The organism is Hymenobacter sp. NBH84 (genome assembly GCF_014217645.1).
In the GTDB taxonomy this organism is placed as follows: Bacteria; Bacteroidota; Bacteroidia; order Cytophagales; family Hymenobacteraceae; genus Hymenobacter; species Hymenobacter profundi.
Genome location: NZ_CP043644.1, coordinates 503,354 through 516,596, shown reverse-complemented (window position 1 = coordinate 516,596; position 13,243 = coordinate 503,354). Strand labels below are relative to the sequence as shown.

At 55.1% G+C, this 13,243-nt stretch carries 11 protein-coding genes; 6 read left to right on the top strand and 5 right to left on the bottom strand.

Annotated features, from left to right (window positions below; genetic code table 11):
* Positions 1 to 3: 3 nt before the first annotated feature.
* Entirely contained in the window at positions 4 to 831 is an 828-nt protein-coding gene (locus F1C16_RS02165; RefSeq protein WP_185282749.1) for a hypothetical protein, read from the bottom strand.
* Here F1C16_RS02165 and F1C16_RS02160 point away from each other — a divergent pair.
* The 5 genes from F1C16_RS02160 to F1C16_RS02140 all read left to right on the top strand — a co-directional run bounded on the left by F1C16_RS02160 (position 778) and on the right by F1C16_RS02140 (position 8,147).
* Entirely contained in the window at positions 778 to 1,602 is an 825-nt protein-coding gene (locus F1C16_RS02160; RefSeq protein ID WP_185282748.1) for a WbqC family protein, read from the top strand. The two genes, F1C16_RS02165 and F1C16_RS02160, sit on opposite strands and share 54 nt — an antisense overlap.
* Positions 1,603 to 1,726: 124 nt before the next feature.
* Positions 1,727 to 4,333: an ATP-dependent Clp protease ATP-binding subunit gene (locus F1C16_RS02155; RefSeq protein ID WP_185282747.1), complete on the top strand. Its 2,607-nt coding sequence runs from the start codon at positions 1,727 to 1,729 to the stop codon at positions 4,331 to 4,333.
* A 180-nt stretch (positions 4,334 to 4,513) separates the two neighbouring features.
* On the top strand, positions 4,514 to 6,082 hold the full coding sequence (locus F1C16_RS02150) for an acyl-CoA carboxylase subunit beta (RefSeq protein ID WP_185284190.1): 1,569 nt from the start codon (positions 4,514 to 4,516) through the stop codon (positions 6,080 to 6,082).
* A 116-nt stretch (positions 6,083 to 6,198) separates the two neighbouring features.
* The gene (locus F1C16_RS02145) at positions 6,199 to 7,269 is read left to right on the top strand and encodes a M42 family metallopeptidase (RefSeq protein WP_185282746.1); all 1,071 of its coding nucleotides are present in this window, start codon (positions 6,199 to 6,201) and stop codon (positions 7,267 to 7,269) included.
* A 68-nt stretch (positions 7,270 to 7,337) separates the two neighbouring features.
* Complete coding sequence (locus tag F1C16_RS02140; RefSeq protein WP_185282745.1) at positions 7,338 to 8,147, top strand: helical backbone metal receptor; 810 nt, start codon at positions 7,338 to 7,340, stop codon at positions 8,145 to 8,147.
* Positions 8,148 to 8,276: 129 nt separating this feature from the next.
* Here F1C16_RS02140 and F1C16_RS02135 read toward each other — a convergent pair whose 3' ends face one another.
* Positions 8,277 to 8,813, bottom strand: coding sequence for a hypothetical protein (locus tag F1C16_RS02135; RefSeq protein WP_185282744.1), 537 nt, complete (start codon positions 8,811 to 8,813; stop codon positions 8,277 to 8,279).
* A 204-nt stretch (positions 8,814 to 9,017) separates the two neighbouring features.
* Between F1C16_RS02135 and F1C16_RS02130 the strand changes: the two genes are divergently transcribed.
* Complete coding sequence (locus F1C16_RS02130) at positions 9,018 to 9,371, top strand: iron-sulfur cluster assembly accessory protein (protein ID WP_185282743.1); 354 nt, start codon at positions 9,018 to 9,020, stop codon at positions 9,369 to 9,371.
* A gap of 67 nt (positions 9,372 to 9,438) precedes the next feature.
* Here F1C16_RS02130 and F1C16_RS02125 read toward each other — a convergent pair whose 3' ends face one another.
* The 3 genes from F1C16_RS02125 to F1C16_RS02115 all read right to left on the bottom strand — a co-directional run bounded on the left by F1C16_RS02125 (position 9,439) and on the right by F1C16_RS02115 (position 13,240).
* Positions 9,439 to 10,791: a DUF2254 domain-containing protein gene (locus F1C16_RS02125; protein ID WP_185282742.1), complete on the bottom strand. Its 1,353-nt coding sequence runs from the start codon at positions 10,789 to 10,791 to the stop codon at positions 9,439 to 9,441.
* A 72-nt stretch (positions 10,792 to 10,863) separates the two neighbouring features.
* The gene (locus tag F1C16_RS02120; protein WP_185282741.1) at positions 10,864 to 11,733 is read right to left on the bottom strand and encodes a ChaN family lipoprotein; all 870 of its coding nucleotides are present in this window, start codon (positions 11,731 to 11,733) and stop codon (positions 10,864 to 10,866) included.
* Between the two features lie 124 nt (positions 11,734 to 11,857).
* On the bottom strand, positions 11,858 to 13,240 hold the full coding sequence (locus F1C16_RS02115; RefSeq protein ID WP_185282740.1) for an ABC transporter permease: 1,383 nt from the start codon (positions 13,238 to 13,240) through the stop codon (positions 11,858 to 11,860).
* Between the last annotated feature and the right edge of the window lie 3 nt (positions 13,241 to 13,243).

Here is a 13,243-nt window from a genome sequence, read left to right as displayed (position 1 = left end):
GCGTTAGTTGGTGGCGCCAGCGGGCGCGTAGTCTTCCATGTCGCGGGTCAGTACAGTGCTTTGCGTAGTAAGCAGCTGGTTTTTCGCGTCGCGAATTTCAATAGTGAAAATATATTGCCCGCTGGGAAGCGGCCCAAGAGGCAACTCGCCGGCAATAGTGGTAGGCTTGCCTTGCGCAGCCTGCTCGAGCGTAGTCTCGGCTTCGGCGGCGCCACCTTCATCAGAGGCAATGCGGTAGCGCACCTTTAGCGGTTGTCCGGCGGGCGCTTGGTATAGCTCGGCGTAGAAAAAAATTTGCGTGGTGCCACGCCCGTAGTAGCCCCCCGGCGCCCGCGACAACCGCAGCCCGCCCCGCGCAAAATTGTCCTGCACGCCTGACTTCGCCGCTGGTCGTGCCAGCAGCACAATGTCACTTAGAAAAGCTTCTTTGTCCTTGGTTTGCAGCGTAAGCGACTGGTCTACTGTAGTCTCGCTGCCGGCTTTATATTGGTCGCGCAGACGGGCGCGCACCGTGTACTGACCATCGGGCAGGACTACGCGCTTCTGGAAGCTGATAGGACTCTTGATGGCCGCTGTAGTGTCGCTGAGCACGGGTGGTTTCAGCGTTACGGTTTCCTGGTAGGCAGGCTGGCCGTCGGCTTTCAGGATTTCCAGCGTGAGCACGGCCGCCGCCTGAAACGTTTTGGGCGCCCGGCGCAGGTAGGTCAGCCCTGTACCCGACACGGTGGCGTACAGCTCCACCACCGAGCCTTTCACGGTGCGGTCTTCGTTGCGAAAATGCGCTACATCGAGCAGCAGTTGGGGCGTGGCGGCCTGCACAGTGGCCGTCAAAAGGACAAAAAAGAAGCTGAGGAGAATACGCATCGTGTCAGTTTGGCGGGTAAAGGTAGCCGGTTCGGGGCTGGTTGGATTGTTGAACAACAAAAGTCTGCGGCTTCGTGCCCTACCCTACTCAACAAGTTAGCCAGTTCGCCCGTGGTCATTTTCGAGTCGCAGTACAACCCGCCCATTGCCTTCTTTGCCGAGCTGGTAGGGCAGGACACGCTGCTGCTAGAGGCCCACGACCACTACCGCAAACAGACCTACCGCAACCGCTGCCTGATCCTGACGGCGCAGGGCGTGAAGCCCCTCACGGTGCCGGTAATAGACGGCAACCGAAGTGAGAAAATTGCCACCTCGGCCATTGAAATCGACTATCGGCAGAACTGGGTGCACCAGCACTGGCGCACGCTGCAAACTGCATATGGCGGCACACCGTATTTTGAGTATTACGCTGATTATCTGCACGACATCTACTACCAGCGCCCTACCCTACTTTTTGACCTGAACACACAGCTACTGCGTTTTTACCTGCGTTGCTTACGCTTGCGACTTCACGTAGAACTCACGCAAGAATACATTTCTTGTCATCCGGTTACATCGGACAGCGCCTTGCTTGACCGTCGTGACTGGCTGACGCCCAAAGCCGCTGTGGCAGACCAACCTGACAGGACGTCGGGCCCTGCCTACCCCCAGACCTTTGGCGTACAATTTGTACCCAATCTAAGTATCCTGGACCTGTTGTTTATGCAAGGTCCAGCCGCCGGCGCCTTTCTTACGTAAGGTCAAATACGGCTAGTAGAACCTTCGCCCGAGCTTATCTGTTTTCAGGTACAATCGGCCTAATCCGTGCCCTGATCTCACTCGTGGGCTTGCGGGGTTCCGTTTTTCTTTATTACTTATCTGCATGGAAGCTAAATTCTCAAACCGAGTCAAGGAAGTGATTTCCCTGAGCCGGGAAGAAGCCATCCGGCTCGGTCACGACTATATCGGAACCGAACATCTATTGCTGGGCATGATTCGCGAAGGGGAAGGCACTGCCATTGGGCTGCTCAAGAAATTGGGTGTCTCGGTGGAAGAGCTAAAGTATGCCCTGGAACAAGCTACCCGTAATACGGCTACGCAGGGCACGAGCATTACTGGCTCTATCCCGCTGACGAAACAGACTGAAAAAGTCCTAAAAATCACCTATCTGGAGGCGAAAATCTTCAAGAGCGAAATCATCGGCACTGAACACTTGCTGCTGTCGATTTTGCGCGATGAGGACAACATCTCGTCCCAGATTCTCAGCAAATTCAACGTGAACTACGAATCTGTACGTGACTCGCTGGACTATCACGGTGCCGCGAGCAACAACCCCACCAACGGCCCCGAAGCTGATGACGACGACAACGACCGTCTGTTTGGCGGTGGCCAGGGCCGTGGCGGCTCCGGTGCTGCCCCCAAGAAAGGCAACGAGAAGTCGCGTACGCCCGTGCTCGACAATTTTGGCCGCGACCTGACCAAGCTCGCCGAGGAAGACAAGCTCGACCCAATTGTGGGCCGCGAAAAGGAAATTGAGCGCGTAGCGCAAATCCTGTCGCGCCGCAAGAAGAACAACCCGATTCTGATCGGTGAGCCTGGTGTTGGCAAAACGGCCATTGCGGAGGGCTTGGCTCTGCGCATCATCCAGAAGAAAGTGTCGCGCGTGCTGTTCAACAAGCGCGTGGTAACGCTGGATCTGGCGTCGCTGGTAGCGGGTACCAAGTACCGCGGACAGTTTGAGGAGCGCATGAAGGCCGTGATGAACGAGCTGGAAAAGTCGCCCGACGTAATTCTGTTCATTGACGAGCTGCACACCATTGTAGGTGCCGGTGGAGCTTCGGGCTCGCTGGATGCCAGCAACATGTTCAAGCCAGCTTTGGCCCGTGGCGAGATTCAATGCATCGGTGCTACTACCCTCGACGAGTACCGCCAGTACATCGAGAAGGATGGTGCCCTGGCCCGTCGTTTCCAGATGGTGATGGTAGATCCTACCACGCCCGAGGAGACCATCGAAATCCTGCACAACATCAAGGACAAGTATCAGGACCACCACCACGTGGTGTACACCGATAAGGCTATTGAGCAGTGCGTGAAGCTGTCGGACCGCTACATGTCGGACCGTTTCCTACCTGACAAGGCCATTGATATTCTGGACGAAGCCGGTGCCCGCGTGCACATCAACAACATCGTGGTGCCCGAGGATATTCTCAAGCTCGAAGAGCAGATTGAGAATATTAAAGGTGAGAAAAACCGCGTGGTGAAGTCGCAGAAATACGAGGAAGCCGCCAAGCTTCGCGACACGGAAAAGAAGCTGATTGATCAACTTGAGCAGGCCAAAAAGGACTGGGAAGAGGAGACCAAGAAGAAGCGTTACACCGTGAAAGAGGAGAACGTGGCCGAGGTTATCGCTATGATGACTGGCATCCCCGTATCCCGCGTGGCTCAGAACGAAAGTGCTAAGCTGCTCAACATGGGTGAGGAGCTGAAGGGCAAAGTAATTGGTCAGGACAAGGCCATTGCTCAGCTTGTGAAAGCCATCCAGCGTACCCGTGTAGGCTTGAAAGATCCGAAGAAGCCAATTGGCTCGTTCGTGTTCCTCGGCCCAACCGGGGTAGGTAAGACCGAACTGGCGAAGGTGCTAGCGAACTACCTCTTCGACAAAGAAGAGTCGCTGGTGCGCATCGACATGTCGGAATACATGGAGAAATTCAGCGTATCGCGCCTGGTAGGCGCGCCTCCCGGTTACGTAGGTTACGAAGAGGGCGGTCAGCTGACGGAGAAAATCCGCCGTAAGCCGTACTCGGTTGTCCTACTCGACGAGATTGAAAAAGCGCACCCCGACGTATACAACCTGCTATTGCAGGTACTGGACGACGGTATCCTGACTGACGGCTTGGGCCGCAAGGTGGACTTCCGGAACACCATCATCATTATGACCTCGAACATCGGGGCACGTGATCTGGCGGACTTCGGGGTAGGCATTGGTTTCGGTACGAAAGCTCGTACGGAAAACCTGGACGAGATTACGAAAGGTACCATCACCAACGCCCTGCGTAAGACGTTCTCGCCCGAGTTTCTTAACCGTTTGGACGACGTGATTGTCTTCAACTCGTTAGAGAAGAAAGACATCCATCAGATCATCGACATTTCGCTCTCGAAGCTGCTGTCGCGCATCCAGTCGTTGGGCTACCGTGTAGAGTTGACTGAGGCCGCCAAGGACTTTGTAGCCGACAAAGGCTATGATCCGAAGTACGGTGCTCGTCCGCTGAACCGGGCCATCCAGAAGTACATTGAAGATCCGATTGCAGAGGAAATCCTGAAGGCGCAAATCGCCCACGGTGACGTTATCACGGCTGACTATACGGAAGGCGCTGAAGAGCTAACCTTCTCCGTCAGCAAGAGTGACGAAGCTCCTGACTTGCCAAGCGACGAGCGCCCGGAAGAAACTCCGGCCCCGGACGACGCTTCGGATAAGAAGAAAGACAAGTAAGTCATATAGTGTACAAAAAGACAGGCCGTTTCCGCGAGGAAGCGGCCTGTCTTTTTATTTTCTCTGTGTTTATCAATCAATTACACAAGATTTACCACAAGCATAAAGCCGCCCCAAATTCTGGTGCGGCTTTTTTTGTTTCCTGCCTTACCTTTGAAGTTCACCCCCTACCCCACCCGCATGACCGACCCACACGCCAATGCCCACCACACCAAGTTAGAAATACTCGAAGCCAAGAATGCCGAAGCCCTACTCGGCGGTGGTCAGGCCCGCATCGATGCCCAGCACAAAAAAGGAAAGCTCACAGCCCGCGAACGGCTGGATTTACTGCTCGATGAAGGCTCGTTTGAGGAAATCGGGAAGTTTGTGATGCACCGCTCCAAGGATTTTGGGCTAGATAAGGAGTACTACCTCGGCGACGGTGTAGTAACCGGCTACGGCACCGTAAACGGCCGACTCGTGTACGTTTTCTCCCAGGATTTCACGGTGTTCGGCGGCTCGTTGAGCGAGACCCACGCCGAGAAAATCGTGAAGATTATGGACCTGGCCATGAAGAACGGCGCACCTGTTATCGGGCTGAACGACTCGGGCGGGGCGCGTATTCAGGAAGGGGTAGTGAGTCTGGGCGGCTATGCTGACATCTTCTATAAGAATACCCTAGCCTCGGGGGTAGTGCCCCAGCTTTCGGCCGTGATGGGACCGTGCGCGGGAGGTGCGGTGTACTCGCCGGCCATTACGGACTTTATTCTGATGGTGGAGGACACAAGCTATATGTTCGTGACCGGCCCCAACGTGGTGAAAACCGTGACCCATGAGACCGTGACCAGCGAGGAATTGGGCGGCGCCAGCACGCACTCCACCAAAAGCGGCGTCACGCACTTCACGGCGCCCAACGAGGTGGCCTGTATTCAGCAACTCAAGCAACTGCTGAGCTACATGCCCCAAAACTGCGAGGAAACCGCTCCTAGCCTGCCTTATACGCCTGTCGGCGACGAGCAGCGCCCCGAGTTGGACACGCTCATTCCCGACAACCCCAACCAGCCGTATGATATTCGGGAGGTAATAGAGGGCATCATTGATGCGGATTCTTTTCTGGAAGTGCATCAGAATTTTGCTGAGAACATTGTGGTAGGCTTTGCCCGACTGGCTGGCCGCAGCATCGGCATTGTGGGCAACCAACCGGCCGTACTGGCGGGCGTGCTCGACATCAACGCCAGTACCAAAGCCGCGCGGTTTGTGCGGTTCTGCGACGCGTTTAATATTCCGCTGCTGGTGCTGGAAGACGTACCCGGTTTCCTACCCGGCACCGACCAAGAGTGGCGCGGCATCATCACCAACGGCGCTAAGTTACTGTATGCTTTCTGCGAAGCCACCGTGCCCCGCGTGACGGTCATTACGCGCAAAGCCTATGGCGGTGCCTACGATGTGATGAACAGCAAGCACATTGGTGCCGATTTAAACTATGCTTGGCCTACTGCCGAAATTGCGGTGATGGGCGCCAAGGGAGCCGCCGAAATTATCTTTAAGCGTGAAATCGCGGAGGCCGAAGACCCCGAAGCCAAGCTCCAGGAAAAGGTAGACGACTACCAACAAAAATTTGCCACGCCCTACCGCGCCGCTCACCGTGGCTTCGTAGATGAGGTTATCCTACCCTCGCAAACCCGTCAGAAACTGATACGAGCGTTTAAGATGTTGGAAAACAAAGTCGATCAATTACCCCGGAAAAAACACGGTAATATCCCACTGTAAGTTTTTGTACGAAGTCGCAAGCGATGTAAAAACGAATTGCATAGAGCTTTTTACACGCAGACTTCGTAGGTGCTTCTCGCGAACGTTACTCTCTGTGCGAAAAATATTCTTCTTATATGCGTCCCGAATCTTTCGATTTTCTTCAGAAATACCTCAACAATGCCTCCCCTACCGGTTTCGAAAAGGAAGGACAGAAATTATGGCTCGACTACGTGCGGCCCTATGTGGATGACTACCTAATCGACACCTACGGCACGGTGGTGGGCATTATCAACCCCGAAGCCAAGTACAAAGTAGTCATTGAAGCCCACGCCGACGAAATAAGCTACTTCGTCAACTTCATCACCGAATCGGGCTTCTTGTACCTGCGCAAAAACGGCGGTTCCGACCCACTGGTGGCGCCCAGCAAGCGCGTGAACATTCACACGTCCAAGGGCATTGTGAAAGCAGTGTTCGGCTGGCCGGCCATCCACGTGCGCAAGGTGGACCAAGACAAAGCTCCTACCATGGAAACCGTGTACCTCGATTGCGGTGCGTCGAGCAAGGAGGAAGTGGAAGCGATGGGCATTCATGTGGGCTCCGTCGTCACCTTCGAAGACGAGTTCATGGTGATGAACGACAAGTACTACGTGGGCCGGGCGCTCGACAACCGCGTGGGCGGTTTCATGATTGCTGAGGTAGCGCGTCGCCTGAAGGAAGAAGGCAAAACCCTACCCTTCGGCCTGTACGTGGTGAATTCGGTGCAGGAGGAAATTGGCCTGCGCGGAGCCGAAATGATTGCCCACCGCTTGCAACCCGACGTGGCCATCATCACCGATGTAACCCACGACACGCAGTCGCCGATGTACGAGAAAAAGACGTCTGGCGACCTGTTCTGCGGCCGTGGGCCGGTGGTTACCTATGGTCCGGCCGTGCAAAACAACCTGCGTGACCTGATCATTGAGACAGCGCAAAAGTCCGAAATACCGTTCCAGCGGGCGGCCGCTACCCGCGCCACTGGCACTGATACCGATGCCTTTGCTTACGCCGGCATGGGCGTGGCCGCGGCCCTTATTTCCCTACCCCTCAAGTACATGCACACCACAGTAGAAACCGTGCACAAAGACGACGTAGAAAACGTGATTAAGTTGATCTACGAAACCGTGCTGCGCATTGAGGACGGCCACGATTTCCGGTACTTCAAATAAACCCACGTTTTCTTATTTTTTAATGGGCTGCTGTTCTACACAAACGTGAGCAGCAGCCCGTCTTGCTTATGCAGCTTCCTCCTATATCCTCCCTACCCCTCACACTCACCGATCAGCTAGGTCGGCGCGTGGTGGTGCCTTTTCCGCCGCAACGCATTGTGTCACTGGTACCTTCGCAGACGGAATTGTTGTTTGATTTGGGACTGAGTGAGCGAGTGGTGGGCGTCACGAAGTTTTGCATCCATCCGGCCGACGCGCGACAGTCGGCTGTGGTTATCGGGGGCACTAAGAACTTCGATTTTGAGAAGATTGCGACCCTACAACCCGATTTAATTCTGGGTAACAAAGAAGAGAACTACCAGGAAGGTATAGAACAATTAGCGGCATCCTACCCTGTATGGATCAGTGACATTGCCACACTGCCCGACGCGCTTGTGATGATTCGGCAAGTAGGCCTGCTTACGGGCACTGCCGTCCGTGCCAACGTGCTGGCCATCGAAATTGAGAATTCCTTTGCCACGTTATCTGCCGCGCAGCCACCGCTACCTACTGCTTATTTTATTTGGCGCAAGCCTTATATGGTGGCCGCTGCCGATACGTTTATCAACGACATGCTGCACCGTGCCGGCTTCGAGAATGTATTTGCCGATCAGCAGCGCTACCCTGAGATTACGCCAGCGCAACTAGCCGCCGCGCAGCCTCAGCAGGTTTTGCTTTCCTCCGAGCCCTACCCTTTCCGGGAGAAACACCTAAAAGAGTTTCGGGAACTATGCCCAACGGCTACTGTGCGGCTCGTTGATGGGGAGCTGTTTAGCTGGTACGGCAGCCGGTTGCGGCACTCGGCGGCATATTTTCGGCAACTAGCTGCAAGCTGCTAATATGAAAAAATATGCATAAGAAAGAACGTCATGCTGAGCTTGTCGAAGCATCTCGTGTGCTGACGACAGATACTATCTAGGTCAGCACGCGAGATGCTTCGACAAGCTCAGCATGACGTTCTAAAACTTCTAAAACAACCCTATCGCCTCTTGCTTTACTACGTTCAGGGCCTGGGTAGTAGGGTCTACCTCGTCGGCAATGACGGTTTCGAGGACGCGCTTGGCCAGCTCTGTGCCGCGCAATTGCTGAGGTTGGGGTAGGGAATGATAGGCCTTGTTAATCATGGTGAGCACGTTTTCCTTGGCTTGCTTCACTTGTTGCCAGGCTTCGGAGCTCATGTAAAGCTGTTGGGAAAGATTGTGCTCGTACTCAGCCCGAACTTCCTGGAGCAGCAGGCGGTGGTAGTCGGGAGCCGATTGGCCGGCGCTGCTCAAGCGCACTAGTAGGTTGCTGGGCGTGATGCGCTCCAGAAACAGCACGATCCGCTCGTAGGCTTGCAGGCGCACGGGCAATACCTCTTTGCTGCTTTGCAGGCGTAGCTCAATCAGGCGGCGCTGTTGTTCTTTTTCGAAATATTGCTGAACAAGATAAAAAATAGAACCCGCCACCAACAAGGCAGGCAGAATGATCTTCAGCAAATCAAAAATGTAAGCGGTAGTGTCCATACAAGGGAAAAGCGCCGGAAAGCGCCTCTGCGTAAAAAGAGAAAGGAAGGATGAAAGAGCGGTGTGGCCGTAGTGGGCCGCAAAGATATACGGTGAACCGTAGGGGATAGTAACGTGTTATACTATAACTTGATGAACTGCGCGCAAATAGTACTCTGCGCGGCGGTTTGTATCTTTGCCTTCTACATTATTTACCTCTGTCTTATGGCTACTGCTGTTTCGACCAAGCTTGCTCCCATCAGCCTCACTCCTCGCGCTCTGGAAGAGGTTCGTACCATTCTCCGCGATAAAAGCGTGCCCACCGAATACGGCCTGCGCGTGGGCGTACAGGGCGGCGGCTGCTCGGGCCTGAGCTACCTGCTGGGCTTTGATAAAGCCAAAGACGCCGATGAAACCTTCGACCTGGATGGCGTATTGCTCATCATGGATAAAAAGCACGCCATGTACGTGATGGGCATGGAAGTCGACTTCCAAGATGGCCTGAACGCTCGTGGCTTCGTGTTCAACAACCCTCAGGCCAAGAGCACCTGCGGCTGCGGCTCGTCGTTCTCGGCGTAGCCTTTTGCTTTCTATTCTTCGCGGCCCCTTGTCACGTGCAGTGGCAAGGGGCTTTTGCGTTGCTGTGCTAGGCTGGCAGCTTATCTAATAGCGGCGTATTCAGCAGCCGCAAGGCTTCGGCCTGCCGCGTACGCACCCGTTGCAGCTCATGCGTGTCAGTGAGGTTTTGCTCGGCCGTTTGCAGGGTTCGTTCGCACTGCCGGCGTATTATTTGCCGGCGCTTGAACGAGGACGTACGCCGTATAATGGTTTCAAATGCGGTGAGCGTACGCAGGTGCACGGCCACGTTGTCGGCGCCGCTGGTGCGGATTTGGTCGAAGGCGGTGGATACGTATTTATCGAAATCCGGGCTGTTGGCGATAACGCGCACCCGGTCGCCGGCCGTACGCAGCGGGGAGCCCAGCTGGCGGTTGGCCAGGTAGCTGATGAGGCCCCCTAAGTGGTCGATGCACATGATGGCCGTGGTGGTATCGTTGATGCCCGGCGACAGCGCTTTCAACGCAATATCAACAATCTGGCGAATGCCGAAACCGGCATCCTGGTCCAGCGTGCGCTGGTGGCCAATGCTGAACTGATCGTTTAGGTGTTCGATTGTTTCCTCCGTTTCGGCTAGCGGCTGCTCATCACCCTGGTATAAGGCCACCGATACTAGAGGGTCGCCCATGGCCACAAAGCTACCGATGGTATGCTCCATACGGATGACGCCATCCTGCTTCTTGGCAAACTCCAGAATGGACTCGTTGTTGATGCCCTGTACGTAGCCGGTAGTGCGCGCCAAGATAGGATACCAGTGCAATCCATCGGTGGTAGCCAGATCAGCCTTTTCTTCCGCATCGGCGGCCTCCCCCAGCGCGGTAGGAAACAGCTTCTGCATCGACTTATACGTTTCTTCCGAAGCCCCGGCAATAATGTTGGCTGCTTGTACGGATGAGGCAATGTGGTGAATAAAGAAAATCAGCATGCCAATGCTCACCAAGGCCAGAAACAACCCAAATGCCACCGCCAACGACGGAATGAACTTGCCCTCGTCGCCCCCACGAATGGTGCGCAGCACCATCAGGCAATACACGAAGATGCCTACGAAAAAGCCCATCACCACCTGATTGGCCCGGTCGCGCATGAAGTTGCGCAGCAGCCGCGGCGTGTACTGGCTCGATACCTGCGCCAGGGTAGACAGCGTGAGGGAGAAAATGAGACCCGCCACCGTAATCATGGAGCTAGCAATAGCCGAGAGCATCCCGCGGGCTCCATCGGCCCCCGCCCCAAATAGCAAGGGGTACTCCGACACCCAATCGTGGCTGATGCCATCGTCAATCATCACCAGCCCATAGGCCAGTAGCATGGCTACGACCACCATCAGGGTAGGCACAAACCACAGGCTCGAATTGATATCAGACCACCACTGCTTTAGCTTATTCATGCAGAAGTTAACTGCATTTTATACCGTTGAGTTGTGCGTATATTTTGGCTACGGTCTTCTACCCTTACCTATTCAATAGGTCTTTGTCATATCGGTGGGCACTACTACCACGTAGTCCGCTTTTTTCAGGTTATCCTTGTCCAGTTTTTGCAGCTGCTCCTGCGATACGGTGGAAATAGTGAGGATCTTTAGCTGCGGCGCGGCTTGGTGCAAGTACCACACAATACCGTCGTGGTTATCGGAGTGGTAGCTGCCATTGAAGTGCAGTAGCGTTTGGCCTGGCTGCCTGCTTTGACCAATAAAATGGGCCATGGTGGCATCTTTGAGTGCCTGCGCCTGAATGATGTTCTGCACACCAGCAGCGTGACCCGCATCGCTCCCAAACATAGCCTGCATGTTCTTGTAGCCCGGCAGCTCAAAATCGACGGTGATGGGTAGGGGCGCCAGCCAGGCCTTTTCCGTATCGGGTAGGGCGTTGAGGGTCGAAAGGCTGCCTTTGGCTACCTGCGAGGCATAGCGACGTGGCACGTTGGTGCCAACCACGCGCAGCTTTTGCTGCCGGGCTAATTGCAGTAGCGGTTTGTAATCGGTAGCATAATTGGGCCAGGGGCGGCTATCGGCCTCGAAGGCCTGGTCGGTTAGCTCGCCGGTGTTATACTGCTCTACTAAGGGCTGCACGTCGCGCTCAAACATTTCGAAGCCGAGCACCAGCTGGCCTTGCTTGCGCTGAGCCAGGTCGCGGGCTACCTGCAATTCCAGCCAGTGCGCAATAGGGTCGTTGTGCTGCTCGCCAAACAGCACCACATCGGCCTGGGCCAGCTGGGCCAGCATTTTGTCGTAGTCGGCAGGCTTGCCGGCAGCCGTGAACAGGCGGTAGGCAGGTTTGTCCTGGGCGTGTACAGCCGGAGCAACAAGTAATAGTAAGAAGAGTAGGAAGCGCATAACTCAAAGATACGCCCTCCTCTGCGTCCTCCGCGAAAACACTGCGTCCTCTGCGGGCTAAGTCGTTGCTACGATTTTAGCCCGCAGAGGACGCGGAGGGAAACGCAGAAAGCGTAGTGTTCTGCTACCCCTTATAAAGCATCCACTTCGATAGCTCACGGTAGGTTACTTTCTTGCCGTACATCAGCACGCCTACCCGATAGATGCGCGCCCCTACCCACACGGTGCCTACAAACCCGATGGCTAGCAGCACCAGCGACAAGGCCAGCTGCCACGCCGGCACCCCAAAGGGTAGGCGGATGACCATGGCAATGGGCGAGGTAAACGGAATCATCGACATCCAGAAGGCCACCGGTCCATCGGGGTTGCGCAGAATCACGGATACGCCAATGATATAGCTCAAGATCAAGGGCATGGTGATGGGAAACATGAATTGCTGGGTGTCCGTCTGGTCGTCTACGGCTGCGCCGATAGCACCGAATAACGCCCCATACAGCAAGTAGCCACCTAGAAAATAGGCTATGAAGCCAAACAGAATGGTGCCAATGGGTAGATCGGCTAGCACCTTGAAAACACCCGTACGCGCTGTCGTTGCCTGCTGCATGACATCTTGGCTGTCGTTGGGCTGCGTTGTGGCTGAAGTACCAGCTGATACCGTGCTACCCGCAGTGGTCTGCGAGCTAGTGCCAGCTACCTCCGTTTTGGGCGCCGCAAACTTGTCCAGCACCACCGACCCTACTACCACCGATGCGCCCCACGAGAGCAGCCCCCACAGCAAAAACTGCGTGAGCCCTACGGCTGCAATGCCCACAATTTTGCCCATCATCAGCTGAAACGGCTTCACCGACGACAGCATCACTTCCATAATCCGGCTCGACTTTTCCTCCCCTACTCCGCGCATAATCTGCACGCCGTAGATGAAAATGAACATGTAAATCAGCAGCGCCAACGCATAGGAAATGCCCGAGGTAGCTAGTGCGTTGCTGCTTTTCTCTTTGCCCTCTTCATCTAGATTAATACTGGCTACATCTACGGAAGACCGTAGCGCATCCAGCTTTTCTTGTGATAAGCCGGCTCCGCGCAGCTTTTCCTCAGCCAATATTTTATCCAGCGCGTCTTCTACAGCCTTTTGTTTGCGCAGGCTCACGTTGCCTTTCGCATACAGCTGAATGCCTGTGCTTTGCTCTGGCGTGATGGTGGCCGGTAGGTAGAGCAGCCCGCCATCATCCGATTTGCGGTATTCGCTCTTGGCTTGTTCCAATGGCCCTTGCACCGGAATAAATTGCATTCGCTCCGTTGATTTCAGGCGGCTGCCCAACCGGTCCGGGCTCTGGTCCAGCACCCGCACCACATCAATATCGTCGTTATCTGCCATGGCTACTTTGGCTATCAAAAAACCAAAGCCCACAAACAGCACCGGCACCAGCAGGGTCAGAATCAGGAAGCTTTTCTTACGGACGCGGGTCAAGTATTCGCGCTGTGCGACCAACCAAAATTTCGATTCCATTCT